The sequence below is a fragment of the Streptomyces sp. NPDC096311 genome (assembly GCF_044763085.1).
In the GTDB taxonomy this organism is placed as follows: domain Bacteria; phylum Actinomycetota; class Actinomycetes; order Streptomycetales; family Streptomycetaceae; genus Streptomyces.
Genome location: NZ_JBIWFN010000029.1, coordinates 23571 through 38037, shown reverse-complemented (window position 1 = coordinate 38037; position 14467 = coordinate 23571). Strand labels below are relative to the sequence as shown.

Here is a 14467-nt window from a genome sequence, read left to right as displayed (position 1 = left end):
GATGAGCGAGAACTCGACACGTGGACCGGACACGGTCGAAACGCTGCCCGGCGCCGAACCCCGCCCGGCCGGCACACCGAAGATCGTCGGGATCGTCTGGGGGCTGCTGGTCCTCAACACGCTCGGCTCCGCCGGGGCGAAGACCATCGTCCCGCTGCCCCGCTCCCTCATCCAGATGGTCACCATGGGCTCGCTGGTCGCCGCGTTCGGCCTGGCGCTCGTGGTCAACCAGCGGGTGCGCGTCAGGTCCAGCGCCTACGTGCTGCTGCTGACCCTGCTGCTGGTGTCGAGCGTGATCTCCAGCGCGAGCCTGGAGTCCGGGATGGGCGCGCTGTTCCGCTGCTTCCGGCTGACCCTCTTCGTCGGCACCCTGTGGCTCCTCAGCCGCTGGTGGGACGGCAGCCTCACCTTCGTCCGCTACCACATCCGGGCCTACTTCGCGGTCCTCGGCTCGGTGGCCCTCGGCCTGGTCGTCTCCCCGGGCAAAGCACTGCCCGACCTCTACGGCGGACGCCTCGTCGGCGCGCTGTGGCCGCTCACCCCGCCGCAGATCGGCCAGTACGCGGCGGTGATCATCGGGCTCACCGCGCTGCTCGTCATCGGCAGACGGACCGACCGGACCAGCGCCGTGCTGGTCATCGTGCCGTCGCTGGTGCTGCTCGCGCTGACCCACACCCGGACGGCCACGCTCGGCCTGCTGCTCGGGCTGGCGCTGGCGATCGGCTCGCTCATCCTGACCAGTGGCGCGGCCCGCCGGTTCTTCAGCTGGTCGGTGCTGATCTCCGTGGTGGCCGCGGTCGGCTTCGCCTCCGCGCTGCAGACCTGGTTCCTGCGCGGCCAGAGCCAGGAGAACTTCTCCAGTCTCACCGGCCGGGCCAAGGTCTGGAACGCCCTGCTGTCCGCGCCCCGGTCGACCTCGGAGAAGCTGTTCGGCATGGGCCTCGGCGACAAGTCGTTCGGCGGGCTGCCGATCGACAACAGCTGGCTGGCCGTCTACAACGAGCAGGGCCTGATCGGTGTCACCCTCGTCGCGGTGATCATCGTCGTGCTGGGCGGCGTCGCGCTGCTGCGCCCGCCGTCCCTGCAGCGGGCCTGCGCGATCTTCCTGATCAGCTACTGCGCGATCGCCTCGTACACCGAGGCCGGCCTCGGCGACGCCTCGCCCTATCTGCTCCATCTGGCCCTGGCCGCCTCGCTGTTGGCGGCACCGGTCCAGGCCGCTCCGCTCTCGACGCAGCCCGGGAAGCCGCTCGCGAAGCGGCTCACGAAGCCCGAAGCCCCTCGACGGCACGTCCCGCGCTGGGCCCGTGGATCGGAGGTGAACTGAGCATGCACGTCCTCGTGGTGCACAACCGCTACAACTCGGCGCAGCCGAGCGGGGAGAACAACGTCGTCGACCAGGAGGTGGAGCTGTTGCGCGCGGCCGGCCACCGGGTCGAGCTGTTCGAGCGGCGCAGCGACGACATCGGCGCCCGCTCCCTCCTCGGCAAGGTCGCGGTACCGCTCCTGGTGCCGTGGAATCCGGGGGTGCGCAAGGAGTTGGCGGCCAAGCTGCGCGCCGAGCGGCCGGACGTGGTGCACGTCCACAACGTGTTCCCGCTACTGTCGCCCGCGGTCCTCGCCGCCTGCGCCGATGCCTCAGTGCCCGCCGTCGCCACGCTGCACAACTACACGCAGGTCTGCCCGCCCGGCACACTCCAGCGGGACGGCCGACCCTGCACCGAGTGCGTCGGCTCGACGCCGCTGCCCGCCGTCCGGCACGGCTGCTACCGCAACTCCAGCCTCGCGACCGTGCCGCTCGCGGTCAGCCTCTCGGTCAACCGGCGGCGCTGGTGGACCGGCGTGGAGCGCTTCCTCTGCATCTCCGCGGCCCAGCGAGATGTTCTGGTGAGCTCGGGCATGCCGGCCGAACGCCTCGCGGTGAAGCACAACTTCGTCCCCGAACCCGGCATCCGCCGGGAGGGCGGGGGCGAGCAACTGCTCTACCTCGGCCGCCTCGCCGAGGCCAAGGGCGTACGACTGCTCATGGCCGCGTGGGACGAGGTCGCGGCGGACGGCGGCGTGGGCGTCCCGCTCGCGATCGCCGGCACCGGGCCGCTGGAGAAAGAGGTGACCGCCTGGGCGGCCGGCCGGGACGACGTGCGCTACGTCGGCCTGCTGGACCCGGCGGAGTGCCGCAAGGCCATCGCGCGGTCCGTCGCCGTGATCGCGCCCTCGACCTGGCTGGAGGCGTTCGGCCTGGTGGTCGTGGAGGCGATGGCGGCCGGTGTGCCGACCGTCGCCGCAGGCCATGGCGCGTTCGTGGAACTCGTCGAGGACGGCGTCACCGGGCTGCTGCACCAGCCGGGTGACGCTGCCTCGCTGGCGTCCGGCATCCGCCGGATCGCGACCGACCCGGACCGCAACCGGGAGATGGGTGTGGCGGCCCGGCGCCGCTACGAGCAGGGATTCAGCCCGGCCGTCGGCCTGGAGCGCCTGCTGGAGGAGTACCGCACCGCGATCGCGGGACGGTCAGCACTGGCTCGTGGTGGGGACACCCACGCGGGCAGGGGGGATGGGGACAGCACATGACACGATGCCGACTCTGCGGCTCGGAAGCGATGGCGAGCGTCGTCGACCTGGGGGCGACACCGCCGTGTGAGAGCTTTCTCGCCGCGGACCAACTGGACCTGCCGGAACCGGCGTACCCGCTGCACCTGCGGGTCTGCACCGACTGCTGGCTGGCGCAGATACCGCCGCTGATCACGCCGGAGGAGACGTTCAAGGAGTACGCGTACTTCTCCTCCTTCTCGACCTCCTGGGTGGAGCACGCGCGCACCTTCGTCGACGGCGCGGTGGACCGCCTCGGCCTCGGCCCCGACTCCTTCGTGGTCGAGGTCGCGAGCAACGACGGCTACCTGCTGCGGCACGTGGTGGACCGGGGGATCCGCTGCCTGGGCATCGAGCCCTCGGTGAACGTCGGTGCCGCGGCGCGCGAGGCGGGTGTGCCCACGTTCACGGACTTCCTGAGCCCCGACACCGGCTCCGCCGTCCGCGCCGAGCACGGCCCGGCGAACCTGGTCGTGGCCAACAACGTGTACGCGCACATCCCCGACGTGGTCGGCTTCACCCAGGGCCTGCGCGCCCTGGTCGCCGACGACGGCTGGGTCTCCATCGAGGTGCAGCACCTGCTGACCCTGATCGAGGAGAACCAGTACGACACGATCTACCACGAGCACTTCCAGTACTACACGGTCGCCTCCGCGATCCGGGCCCTCGCCAGCGGCGGACTCACCCTCGTGGACGTCGAGTTGCTGCCCACGCACGGCGGCTCCATCCGGCTGTGGTCCCGCCCGGCCGAGATCGCGAGGGAGCCCTCGCAGCGGGTGGCCGACGTACTGGCGCGCGAAAAGGCCGCCGGGCTGCAGGAGTTGGCCGGGTACACCGAGTTCTCCGCCCGGGTCGCCAAGGTGCGCCGGGATCTGCTGCGGTTCCTCATCGACGCGGCCGAGCGGGGCGAGACGGTCGTCGGCTACGGCGCCCCGGGGAAGGGCAACACCCTGCTCAACCACTGCGGCATCCGGCCCGACCTGCTCGCGTACACGGTCGACCGCAACCCGTACAAGCACGGCCGGTTCACCCCCGGCACCCGCATCCCGATCCTGCCGCCCGAGCAGATAGCCACCGACAAACCGGACTACGTCCTCGTCCTCCCGTGGAACCTGCGGGCCGAACTGGCCGAGCAGCTGTCCTACGTGCACGAGTGGGGCGGCCGACTGGTCTTCCCGATCCCGGAACTGAGCATCGTCGAGGTCGCGCAGTCGAAAGAGGTCACAGCATGAAGGTCGTCCTGTTCTGCGGCGGTTACGGGATGCGCATGCGCAACGGAACCTCCGACGACGTCCCCAAGCCCATGGCGATGGTCGGGCCCAGACCCCTGATCTGGCACGTCATGCGCTACTACGCGCACTTCGGGCACAAGGAGTTCATCCTGTGCCTCGGCTATGGCGCCCACCACATCAAGGACTTCTTCCTCAACTACGAGGAGACGGTGTCCAACGACTTCGTGCTGCACGGCGGGCAGACCGAGCTGCTCTCCACCGACATCGCCGATTGGACGATCACTTTCGCCCAGACCGGCATCGAGTCGCCCATCGGTGAGCGGCTGCGCCGGGTGCGCCACCACCTGGACGGCGACGAGATGTTCCTCGCCAACTACGCCGACGTGCTGACCGACGCCCCGCTGCCGGAGATGATCGACCGGTTCGCCGCGCGCGACGCCGGGGCGTCGATGATGGTCGTACCGCCCCAATCCTCCTTCCACTGCGTGGAGTTGGGCGAGGACGGCCTGGTCGGAGGCATCACCGCGGTGAGCGACATGCCGCTGTGGGAGAACGGCGGCTACTTCGTGCTCCGCCAGGAGGTCTTCGACCACATACCGGAGAACGGCGACCTGGTCGCCGACGGCTGCTCCCAACTCGCCAAGCGGGGACGGCTGGTGGCACACCAGCACCGCGGCTTCTGGAAGCCGACCGACACCGTGAAGGAGCGGGCCGCGCTCGACGAGGCCTACGCGCGGGGCGACCGCCCGTGGGCCGTGTGGGAGCGGGACAGCGCGGGGGTGCGTGCGTGATCAGGCTCGGAGCCGGCCGGCTCGACCGGATCGTCGTCGTGGGTGCCCACTGCGACGACATCGGCATCGGTGCGGGTGGCACCCTGCTGACGCTGTGCCAGGCCAGACCGGGCATCCGCGTCGACGCGCTGGTGCTCTCCGGCGGCGGCAGCGAGCGCGAGCAGGAGGAACAGGCCGCGCTCACCGCCTTCTGCCCGGGGGCAGACCTGCGGCTGACCGTGCACAAACTGCCGGACGGCCGCCTGCCCGCGCACTGGGAGGAGGCCAAGGCCGCCGTCGAGGAACTCCGCGCACAGACCGAGCCGGAACTGGTCCTCGCGCCGCGCACCGACGACGCCCACCAGGACCACCGCGGCCTGGCGCAGTTGATGACCACGGCGTTCCGCGACCACCTCGTGCTCGGCTACGAGATCGTCAAGTGGGACGGCGACCTCGGCCGGCCGGCGGCCTACCAGCCGCTGGAGACCGAGACCGCCGAAGAGAAGGTAAGGCTGCTGCAGGAGCACTACCCCTCGCAGCGGCACCGCCCGTGGTACGACCGGGAGGCCTTCCTCGGCCTCGCCCGGATCCGCGGTATCGAATGCCACGCGCGCTACGCCGAGGCCTTCGCCGTCACCAAACTCACGCTCAACCTGGGGGGTTGAACACCTTGCGCGTACTACTGACCGGACACCAGGGATATCTGGGCACCGTGATGGCACCCGTCCTCACCGTCGCCGGACACGAGGTCGTCGGCCTCGACTCCGGCCTGTTCGCCGACTCCGTCCTCGGCCCGCGGCCCGCCGACCCGCCGGGCGTGCGGGTGGACCTGCGCGACCTCACCGCCGAGCACGTGGCCGGGTTCGACGCTGTCATCCACCTGGCCGCGCTCTCCAACGACCCGCTCGGCTCGCTGGCGCCGGAACTCACCTACGAGATCAACCACCACGCGTCCGTACGACTGGCAAAACTGGCCCGCGACGCCGGAGTTCGGCGCTTCCTGTACGCGTCGACCTGCTCCGTCTACGGCGCCTCCGGCGGCGACGACCTCGTGACCGAGGACGCCCCGCTGCGCCCGGTGACGCCGTACGCCGAGTCGAAGGTGCGGGTCGAGGACGACGTGCACGCGCTGGCCGACGACGACTTCACGCCGGTGTTCATGCGCAACGCCACCGCCTTCGGCTTCTCGCCCCGGCTGCGCGCCGACATCGTGCTGAACAACCTGGTGGGCCACGCGCTGCTCTCCGGCGAGGTGCTGGTCCTCTCCGACGGCACCCCCTGGCGCCCGCTGGTGCACGCCGCCGACATCGCCCGCGCCTTCACGGCCGCGCTCACCGCGCCGCGCGAGGCGGTCCACGACCGGGCCTTCAACATCGGCAGCGAGATCAACAACGTCACCGTCGCAGAGATCGCCGAGCAGGTCGCCGAGGCGGTGTCCGGCGCGAAGGTGGTGATCACCGGCGAGAACGGCGCCGACCCGCGCTCGTACCGGGTGGACTTCTCCCGCTTCCGCACCGCCATCCCCGACTTCGACTGCGAGTGGACGGTGAAGCAGGGCGCGCTCGAACTCGCCGACGCCTACCGGAAGTTCGACCTGACCCGGGAGGACTTCGAACAGCGCTTCACCCGTCTCGCCGTGCTCAAGGCGGCCTCCGACGCCGGCACCGTCGACGACACCCTGCGGTGGCGCCGATGACAGCGGTCGGCGAGGAGATGCACGCACTGGTGGAGCGGCTGTACCCGCTCTGCCGGAGCATCACCGGCGACGGGGTGCGCGCCACCCTGGACATCGTCGGCGAGTACGTCCCGTTGCAGGTGCACGAGGTGCCGACCGGGACGCAGGTGCTCGACTGGACGGTTCCGCAGGAGTGGAACATCCGGGACGCGTACATCGCCGACAGCTCGGGTCGGCGGGTCGTCGACTTCGCCGAGTCCAGCCTGCACGTGCTCGGCTACAGCGTGCCGGTGTCGCGGACCATGCCGCTCTCCGAGCTGCGCGCACACCTGCACACGCTGCCGGACCACCCGAACTGGGTGCCGTACCGCACGAGTTACTACAAGCCGGACTGGGGATTCTGCCTGGCCCAGGAGACTCTGGACGCGCTGCCCGACGGCGAGTACGAGGTGCGCGTCGACTCCACCCTGGCGGACGGCCACCTCACCTACGCCGAGCACGTGGTCCCCGGGCAGGTGGCCGACGAGGTCATCGTCTCCTGCCACGTCTGCCATCCGTCGCTGGCCAACGACAACCTGGCCGGCATCGCGGTCGCGACCTTCCTGGCCCGCGCGCTGGCGGAGCAAACGCCGTACTACACCTACCGGTTCATCTACGCCCCCGGCACCATCGGGGCGATCACCTGGCTGGCCCGCAACGCGGAGCGGATCGACCGGGTCAAGCACGGGCTCGTCCTTGCCTGCGCCGGAGACACGGGCCAACTGACTTACAAACAGAGCAGGCGCGGCAATGCGGAGATCGACCGCGTGCTGCAACACGTACTGACCGCGTCCGAACGACCGCACCACATCAACGAGTTCACGCCGTACGGCTACGACGAGCGGCAGTACTGCTCACCCGGGTTCAACCTCGGCGTGGGCTCGCTCAGCCGGACCCCGTACGCCGGGTACCCCGAGTACCACACCTCGGCGGACAACCCGGACTTCGTCTCCCCGGAGGCGATGGCCGACACCCTCGCCGTCTGCCGCGAGGCGTTCGCCGTTCTCGACCGCAACCGGCGGTACCTCAACCTCAGCCCTTACGGCGAACCGCAGTTGGGCCGACGCGGGTTGTACGACGCGCTCGGCGGCCGCAGCGACACCAAGCAGGCGCAGATGGCCATGCTGTGGGTGCTCAACCTCTCCGACGGCGAGCACAGTCTGCTGGACGTCGCCGAGCGGTCCGGGCTGCCGTTCGACAGCGTCGCCGGAGCGGCCGACGCCCTGCACGAGGCCGGACTGATCAAGACATGACACCGATGACCACCGACGGGGAGAATCCTCAGACGACGGCGAGACCCGCCCGGTCCGCCAAGCGGGCCCTCGTCGGCCGGCTCTCCTGGGGACTGGCCGACCAGGCGGCCTCCAGCATCAGCAACTTCGCGGTGGGCATCTACGTGGCCCGCTCCCTGGGGGTGACCGCGTTCGGCGTGTTCAGCCTCGCCTGGGTGACCTACGGCGTGGTGCTCAACGTCTCCCGCGGCCTGGCCACCGACCCGCTCGTGGTCCGCTTCAGCGGAGTGCCCCAGGCGTCGTGGCGCGGGGCGGTGGCCCGCTCGACGGGCACCGCGCTCGGCGTCGGCACGGCCCTCGGAGTGCTGTGCCTGGCGGCCGGACTCGGCCTCGGCGGCCGGGTCGGGCCCGCCTTCGCCGCCCTCGGCCTCATGATGCCGGGGCTGCTGCTCCAGGACGCCTGGCGGTTCTCGTTCTTCGCCGCCGGAGACGGGCGGAAGGCGTTCGTCAACGACATCGTGTGGGGCATCGCGCTCGTCCCGGCCATGGTGGTGGCGGCCCATGTCGACACCGTGGCCGCCTTCGTGCTCGCCTGGGGTGCGTCCGCCACGGTCGCGGCGGGATACGGCTGCGCCCAGTCCGGCATCCGGCCCCGGCCGGCCCAGGCCCGCGGCTGGCTGCGCGAACAGCGCGACCTCGGCTACCGGTACCTGGTCGAGAACGTCAGCCTCAGCGGCGCGAGCCAACTGCGGGCGTACGGCCTCGGCGTGATCGTCGGAGTGAGCGCGGTGGGCGCGGTGCGCGGCGCCGAACTCCTCCTCGGCCCCTTCCTCGCCGTACTCATGGGGCTCTCCCTGGTCACCGTCCCGGAGGCGGCCCGCGTGCTGCGGCAGGCCCCGCACCGACTGGGCAGGTTCTGCCTCTACCTCGGCGGGGGACAGGCCACCGGAGCCCTGCTCTGGGGCTCGGCGCTGCTGCTGATGCCGGGCAGGCTCGGAAAGCTGGCGCTCGGCGACGTCTGGCACTCCTCCTCGCACCTCATCGTGCAGATCACCCTCAGCGTCGCGGGGGCGGGCCTCGGCACCGGCGCGGCGGCCGGACTGCGCGCGCTCGGCGCGGCCCGGCGCAGCCTGCGCTGCCAACTGTTCGCCTCCGCCTGCTACGTCGGCGGCGGACTCGGCGGAGCGGCCCTCGGCGGTACGGCGGGCTCGGCCTGGGGCGTCGCCGCCGCGACCATCAGCGGCTCGGCCGTGTGGTGGCTGCAACTGCGCTCCGCCCTGCGCGAGCGCCACCGCGAACCCATCCCCGAAGTGAGGACCTCATGACCGACCGACCGAGGCTGAGCATCGGCCTGCCCGTGTACAACGGCGAGGAGTACCTGGCCGAGTCGTTCGACGCCCTCCTCGGCCAGACCTACGAGGACTTCGAACTGGTCGTCTCCGACAACGCCTCGACCGACGGCACCGAGACCATCTGCCGCAAGTACGCCGCGCAGGACTCCCGCATCCGGTACCACCGCCTGCCCCGCAACATCGGCGCCACTCCGAACCACAACCTCGTGTTCACCGAGTCCCGCGGCGAGTTGTTCAAGTGGGCCTCGCACGACGACCTCTACGGCCGCGACCTGCTGACGCGCTGCATAGAAGCACTGGACGAGCGGCCGGACGTCATCCTCGCGCACACCGACCAGGCGGTCATCGACGGCGAAGGCCAGGTGACGGTGCCCTACGACTACACGCTCGCCACCGGCTCGCCGCACGCCCCGGAGCGCTTCCGCAGTCTGCTGTTCGAACCGGGTGGCGACGACTTCTACGGAGTGATCCGGGCCGACGTGCTGCGTCGGGTGAAACCGATGGACAGCTACCACCACGCGGACCGCACGTACGTCGCCGAGATCACCCTGCACGGACGCTTCCACCAGGTGCCGGAACTGCTCTACTTCCGCCGCGACCACCCCACCCGCGCCGAACGGGCCAACCCCTCCAAGCGCGCCCGCTGCGTCAACCTCGACCCGCGCCGGGCGGGCGCGCTGCACCCGACGCCCCGGCTGCTCGCCGAGTACATCTGGGGCTTCGCCTCCGCGATCCGGCGGGCACCGCTGTCCCCGGCCGACCGGCGTGCCTGCTACCGCCACCTGGCCTCCTGGATGACCAGCCGGGTCCGCCCGGGTGCCGGCGAGCGCGTCGAGGACCGCGCCCCGGTCGACCCCGCCCAGCTCACGGTCTCCGTGGACGCCCTGGTCGCCGGCCGCGAGGGGAGGCACGCATGACGTCCGCGGACTCAACTCCCGTACGGGTCGGGGTGTTCGGCCTGCTCGGCTCCGGCAACCTCGGCAACGACGGGTCGCTCGAAGCCGTCCTCGGGTACCTGCGCGCCGAGCATCCGGAGGCGGCCGTGGACGCGCTGTGCGGCGGGCCCGAGGCCGTGACGGCCCGGTTCGGGATTCCCGCCACGCGCCTGCACTGGAACCGCGCGGAGTACCGGACCGCGTCACGTGTGGGCGCGATCGCGTCGAAGGGGCTCGGCAAACTCGTCGACGTCTTCCGCACCGCCGCCTGGGTGCGCCGGCACGACGTCGTGATCGTGCCCGGCATGGGTGTCCTGGAGGCCACCCTGCCGCTGCGGCCCTGGGGCTTCCCGTACTCCCTGTTCCTGCTCTCCGCGAGCGGCCGGTTGCTCGGCACCCGGGTCGCGCTGGTCAGCGTCGGCGCCGCCGAGATCCGCAACCGGCCCACCCGCGCCCTGGTGCGCTGGTCAGGCCGCCTGGCCGCCTACCGGTCCTACCGGGACGCTCAATCCCGGGACGCCATGCGGGCGATGGGCGTGGACACCGCGCGCGACGAGGTCTACCCGGACCTCGCCTTCTCCCTGTCTGCACCGCCCGCGAACGCGCCCTCGGACGCGCCGGGCACGGTCTGCGTCGGCGTCATGGACTTCCACGGCGGCAACGACGACCGCGCCCGGGCCGACGAGATCTACCAGCGGTATCTCGACGGCACGATCCGGTTCGTTCGCACGCTGGTCGAGGAGGGTCGGCCGGTCCGGCTGCTCACCGGCGACCAGTGCGACGCCTCCGTGGTCGCCGCGATCCTCGACGCGGTCGACTCACCACTGGTCACCGCCGCCGAACCGGCCTCCCTGGCCGACCTGATGACGGAGATGGCGGCCGCCGACACCGTGGTGGCGGTCCGGTACCACAACCTGATCTGCGCGCTGAAGACCGGCACACCGGTGCTCGCCCTCAGCTATGCGGCCAAGAGCGACGCGCTCATGGACCGGATGGGCCTCGGCGCGTACTGCCACCCGGCCCGCGAAGTCGACGCAGACCGGTTGCTGGAGCAATTCCGGGCGTTGGAGAAGCGATCGCCCGAGCTGCGACAGACGCTCGCCGAGCGGAACCAGGACGCCACCCGCCAACTCGACCGCCAGTTCGCCGCCTTGACCGCGGCCCTGTTCCCGGCGACCGACCGCACCCACGCCCACGCTCGGCAGGAGTCTCCATGAAAGCGACCGAAGTCCCGGAGATAGCAGGCGCGTTCCTGTTCGAGCCGACGCCGTACGCCGACGAACGCGGCTTCTTCTGCCGCACCTTCGACGCCGACGTGGTCCGCTCGGTGGGCCTCGACCCCCACGCCTTCGTCCAGGACAGCGTGTCCCGCTCGGTCCGGGGCGTGGTGCGCGGTCTGCACCTGCGATCCGGCGCCGGCGAGGCCAAGTTGGTGCGGTGCTCGTACGGGAAGATCTTCGACGTCGTCGTGGACCTGCGGCCGGATTCTCCGACTTACCGCCGTTGGGTTTCCTTTGAACTCACAGGAGAATCACAACCAACTCTTTACATTCCCGCGGGATGCGCGCACGGTTTTCAGGCAGTGACCGACACCGCCGACACCTCGTACCGCATCGACCGCCCGCACGATCCGGCCGAGGACGTGACCATCGCCCACGACGACCCGGAACTGGCCATTCCCTGGCCGCTGCCGGTTGCACTGATGTCCCAGCGGGACCGAGAGGCGCCGAGTCTCGCCGAGGTCCTGAAGCACAAAGAAAGCTGAGGTCCCGTGGACACCGAAGAGTTCCACCTGCCCCTGTCGCGGACAGCCAACGAGCGGCTGCACGCCATGATCCCCGGGGGCGCTCACACCTATGCCAAGGGCGACGACCAGTACCCGGAGAACCTGGCCCCGGTCATCAGCCATGGCAGCGGTGCCCACGTGTGGGACGTCGACGGCAATCGCTACATCGAGTACGGCTCGGGCCTGCGGTCGGTCAGCCTCGGCCACGCCCACCCGCGCGTGGTCGAGGCGGTGCGGCGGGAACTCGACCGCGGCAGCAACTTCGTCCGGCCGTCCATCGTGGAGGTCGAGGCCGCGGAACGCTTCCTGGCCACGGTGCCGACGGCCGAGATGGTGAAGTTCGCGAAGAACGGCTCCGACGCCACCACCGCGGCGATACGGCTCGCCCGCGCCGTCACCGGGCGCCCGCGGGTGGCCATCTGCGGGGACCACCCGTTCTTCTCCGTGGACGACTGGTTCATCGGCACCACGCCGATGTCGGCGGGCATCCCGGCGGCGACCACGGACCTCACCGTGGCGTTCCCCTACGGGGACCTGGCCGCCGCGGAGGATCTGCTCACCCGGTACCAGGACGAGGTCGCCTGTCTGATCCTCGAACCCGCCACCCACACCGAGCCGCCGCCCGGGTACCTCGCCGGCCTGCGCGAGCTGGCCGACCGGTACGGCTGCGTACTGATCTTCGACGAGATGATCACCGGCTTCCGCTGGTCCGAGGCGGGCGCCCAGGGCCTGTACGGCGTCGTCCCCGACCTCTCCACGTTCGGCAAGGCGCTCGGCAACGGACTCGCCGTCTCCGCGCTGGCCGGGCGCCGCGACCTGATGGAGTGGGGCGGGCTGCGGCACTCCGGCGACCGGGTGTTCCTGCTGTCCACCACGCACGGTGCGGAAACGCATTCCCTGGCAGCGGCCATGGCCGTGCAGGCCACCTACGTCGAGGAGGGCGTCACCGCGCGGCTGCACGCCCTCGGCGAACGGCTGGCGGCCGGTGTCCGCGAGGCGGCGGCCGGCATGGGCGTCGGCGAGCACGTCGTCGTCCGGGGCCGGGCCAGCAATCTGGTCTTCGCCACCCTTGACGAGAACGGGCAGCCGTCTCAGGAGTACCGCACCCTGTTCCTGCGCCAGCTCCTCGCGGGCGGCGTGCTGGCCCCGTCCTTCGTGGTGAGCAGCGCACTGGAGGACGCGGACATCGACCGCACCGTCGACGTGGTGGCCCAGGCATGCGCGGTGTACCGGAAGGCGCTGGACGCCGCCGACCCCACCCCCTGGCTCGCCGGGCGACCGGTGAAGCCCGTGTTCCGCCGCTCGGTGTGACGAGACGACACGTGACGTGACGTGACCTGGCGTCAGCGACGCTCCCGCGGACCGGCGTCGGCCGTTCGGTCGCCCAGTCGGTCGGCCGTTCGGTCGCCCAGCCGGTCGGCCGTCCGGTCGACCAGCCACGCGGTCGCCGGTATCACCACCAGCGCGGTGCACCAGCCGCCGAGGACATCGGTCGGGTAATGCGCGCCCAGGGCGACCTGCGCCCAGCCCATGGCAGCGCCGGCGACCAGCGCCGCGGCGAACACGAGTGAGGTGCCGGCCGTCCTGCCGAGGCCGAGCCGGCCGGTCGCGAGCAGCGCCACCACGAGGGCGAGCGCGGTGAAGAAGGCGGTGTGCCCGCTCGGGTAGGACAGGTTCTCGTCGCCGTGGATGGTACGTCCCACCAGGTGTTTGAGCAGCGTCGCCGTCCCCACGGTGATGCCGACGCCGGCAACGACGAGCACGGCTGCGCGAGGACGCCGAAGCAGCAGGCAGCCCGTCACGATGGCCACGATCAGCGTCGCCGATCCGGCGGGCTCCCCCAAGAAGTCCATGGCCAGAGCGACTTGCCGCCACGGCGACCGCACACCGTCCACCGCCGTCTGGATCCACATGTCCACGCCGCCGGGCTCGCTGTGGCCGGCATACAGGACCCCGAGCGCGACGACCACCAGCGCGGCGAGGGCCGCAATCAGCCCGAGCCACACGCGCAGCGATGGGGGCAGCACCGCGGGCGCCGGCCGGCCGGTCACACGCCCACCGCGTCCGGTCGACCTGCGGTGGTGACCTTCTTGTCCACCGTCCGCAGCGTCGGGCGTGGCGGGATTACGTCGCCGCCCGGCCGGCGCCGCGGGACCGCAACAGGACGCTGGCCGCGGCCCACGACGGCGGGGCGCTGTTTCCGGACGACTCCGACGACCGTAAGTCCAGGTACGCCACGGCCTGTGTGTCCCGTCAAGTCCTCGGCTCCCGGACCGAGCAAGGTTCCAAACCCGTCAAGCACGAACTGGGCTGGGGCGACTTCCACTTCCGCTCCGGCCAGGCGATCCAACGCGAGCCCCCCGTCGTGTCCGACCCACGCTTCTGCGATCACAACTGCCCCGCGGACACCCGCTCCTGGCCTCCACGACTCCGCGGGAGCCGTAAGTCTTTGCAGCCCCGAACTCACCGGCCTGGCCTTCACCCTGCCCAAGGGCATCAGGATCAGCCTCTATTTGTCAGCCTAACCAACAATCCGGTCGCGGCAAACCGCCGTCGGACAGTCGCGAAGTGTGAGCCGCACCCCTGTCTCGTAGTGTCCCTGAAGGCATGACTCCGAGGCTCAGGTTCGCCATGGCCTCCGGCATTTGACCGAAACTGGCTACCTACCTCTCTACGAGGTAGATCTCACTGAACTCGTCAATGCCGAGGAAGTGCCCTCTGACGTCGATCCCGGGTCCGTAGACGTTCACATACAACCCTCCCACCACGCAGCTCCCCCCGATCGAGGGCCGATCAGTTCAGTACTCACGGCTCACCGTCGTTGGTCCGCCAAGGGCCCCGGGTGCTGCGTCGGGCA

13 protein-coding genes are annotated in these 14467 nt (G+C 71.0%); 12 read left to right on the top strand and 1 reads right to left on the bottom strand.

Features of this window, described 5'->3' with window-relative positions; translation table 11 throughout:
- Position 1 precedes the first annotated feature (1 nt).
- The 12 genes from ACIRA5_RS46910 to ACIRA5_RS46855 are packed head-to-tail and all read left to right on the top strand — an operon-like array spanning position 2 to position 12921.
- Entirely contained in the window at positions 2 to 1327 is a 1326-nt protein-coding gene (locus ACIRA5_RS46910) for an O-antigen ligase domain-containing protein (RefSeq protein ID WP_403702735.1), read from the top strand.
- Between the two features lie 2 nt (positions 1328 to 1329).
- A complete protein-coding gene (locus ACIRA5_RS46905; RefSeq protein WP_403702732.1) occupies positions 1330 to 2571 on the top strand; it encodes a glycosyltransferase family 4 protein in 1242 nt (413 codons plus the stop codon).
- The gene (locus tag ACIRA5_RS46900) at positions 2568 to 3821 is read left to right on the top strand and encodes a class I SAM-dependent methyltransferase (protein WP_403702729.1); all 1254 of its coding nucleotides are present in this window, start codon (positions 2568 to 2570) and stop codon (positions 3819 to 3821) included. The genes ACIRA5_RS46905 and ACIRA5_RS46900 overlap by 4 nt, the downstream gene beginning before the upstream one ends.
- Positions 3818 to 4612 carry a sugar phosphate nucleotidyltransferase gene (locus ACIRA5_RS46895; RefSeq protein WP_403702726.1) on the top strand — a complete coding sequence of 265 codons (795 nt, stop codon included), beginning with the start codon at positions 3818 to 3820 and terminating at the stop codon, positions 4610 to 4612. Before ACIRA5_RS46900 ends, ACIRA5_RS46895 begins: the two co-directional genes overlap by 4 nt.
- Entirely contained in the window at positions 4609 to 5256 is a 648-nt protein-coding gene (locus ACIRA5_RS46890) for a PIG-L deacetylase family protein (protein ID WP_403702723.1), read from the top strand. The genes ACIRA5_RS46895 and ACIRA5_RS46890 overlap by 4 nt, the downstream gene beginning before the upstream one ends.
- Before the next feature lie 5 nt (positions 5257 to 5261).
- Positions 5262 to 6287 carry an NAD-dependent epimerase/dehydratase family protein gene (locus ACIRA5_RS46885; RefSeq protein ID WP_403702922.1) on the top strand — a complete coding sequence of 342 codons (1026 nt, stop codon included), beginning with the start codon at positions 5262 to 5264 and terminating at the stop codon, positions 6285 to 6287.
- Positions 6284 to 7558 carry a DUF4910 domain-containing protein gene (locus ACIRA5_RS46880; RefSeq protein WP_403702720.1) on the top strand — a complete coding sequence of 425 codons (1275 nt, stop codon included), beginning with the start codon at positions 6284 to 6286 and terminating at the stop codon, positions 7556 to 7558. The genes ACIRA5_RS46885 and ACIRA5_RS46880 overlap by 4 nt, the downstream gene beginning before the upstream one ends.
- Positions 7555 to 8862, top strand: a complete 1308-nt coding sequence (locus ACIRA5_RS46875; protein ID WP_403702717.1) for a hypothetical protein — start codon at positions 7555 to 7557, stop codon at positions 8860 to 8862. Before ACIRA5_RS46880 ends, ACIRA5_RS46875 begins: the two co-directional genes overlap by 4 nt.
- Positions 8859 to 9806 carry a glycosyltransferase family 2 protein gene (locus ACIRA5_RS46870; protein ID WP_403702712.1) on the top strand — a complete coding sequence of 316 codons (948 nt, stop codon included), beginning with the start codon at positions 8859 to 8861 and terminating at the stop codon, positions 9804 to 9806. The genes ACIRA5_RS46875 and ACIRA5_RS46870 overlap by 4 nt, the downstream gene beginning before the upstream one ends.
- On the top strand, positions 9803 to 11041 hold the full coding sequence (locus tag ACIRA5_RS46865; protein WP_403702709.1) for a polysaccharide pyruvyl transferase family protein: 1239 nt from the start codon (positions 9803 to 9805) through the stop codon (positions 11039 to 11041). The genes ACIRA5_RS46870 and ACIRA5_RS46865 overlap by 4 nt, the downstream gene beginning before the upstream one ends.
- Positions 11038 to 11589 (top strand): dTDP-4-dehydrorhamnose 3,5-epimerase, encoded by a 552-nt coding sequence (gene rfbC, locus ACIRA5_RS46860; protein ID WP_403702706.1) that lies wholly within the window; start codon positions 11038 to 11040, stop codon positions 11587 to 11589. Before ACIRA5_RS46865 ends, rfbC begins: the two co-directional genes overlap by 4 nt.
- Positions 11590 to 11595: 6 nt before the next feature.
- The gene (locus ACIRA5_RS46855) at positions 11596 to 12921 is read left to right on the top strand and encodes a glutamate-1-semialdehyde 2,1-aminomutase (protein ID WP_403702703.1); all 1326 of its coding nucleotides are present in this window, start codon (positions 11596 to 11598) and stop codon (positions 12919 to 12921) included.
- 32 nt (positions 12922 to 12953) lie between these two features.
- On the opposite strand, the gene ACIRA5_RS46850 is transcribed toward ACIRA5_RS46855, so the two are convergent.
- Positions 12954 to 13661, bottom strand: coding sequence for a phosphatase PAP2 family protein (locus ACIRA5_RS46850; protein ID WP_403702700.1), 708 nt, complete (start codon positions 13659 to 13661; stop codon positions 12954 to 12956).
- Between the last annotated feature and the right edge of the window lie 806 nt (positions 13662 to 14467).

Bases quoted from the DNA above. Each gene is read 5' to 3' on its own strand.
- ACIRA5_RS46910 (WP_403702735.1), top strand. From the start codon at position 2: ATGAGCGAGAACTCGACACGTGGACCGGACACGGTCGAAACGCTGCCC.
- ACIRA5_RS46870 (WP_403702712.1), top strand. From the start codon at position 8,859: ATGACCGACCGACCGAGGCTGAGCATCGGCCTGCCCGTGTACAACGGC.
- ACIRA5_RS46875 (WP_403702717.1), top strand. From the start codon at position 7,555: ATGACACCGATGACCACCGACGGGGAGAATCCTCAGACGACGGCGAGA.
- ACIRA5_RS46900 (WP_403702729.1), top strand. From the start codon at position 2,568: ATGACACGATGCCGACTCTGCGGCTCGGAAGCGATGGCGAGCGTCGTC.
- ACIRA5_RS46895 (WP_403702726.1), top strand. From the start codon at position 3,818: ATGAAGGTCGTCCTGTTCTGCGGCGGTTACGGGATGCGCATGCGCAAC.
- rfbC (WP_403702706.1), top strand. From the start codon at position 11,038: ATGAAAGCGACCGAAGTCCCGGAGATAGCAGGCGCGTTCCTGTTCGAG.
- ACIRA5_RS46880 (WP_403702720.1), top strand. From the start codon at position 6,284: ATGACAGCGGTCGGCGAGGAGATGCACGCACTGGTGGAGCGGCTGTAC.
- ACIRA5_RS46905 (WP_403702732.1), top strand. From the start codon at position 1,330: ATGCACGTCCTCGTGGTGCACAACCGCTACAACTCGGCGCAGCCGAGC.
- ACIRA5_RS46865 (WP_403702709.1), top strand. From the start codon at position 9,803: ATGACGTCCGCGGACTCAACTCCCGTACGGGTCGGGGTGTTCGGCCTG.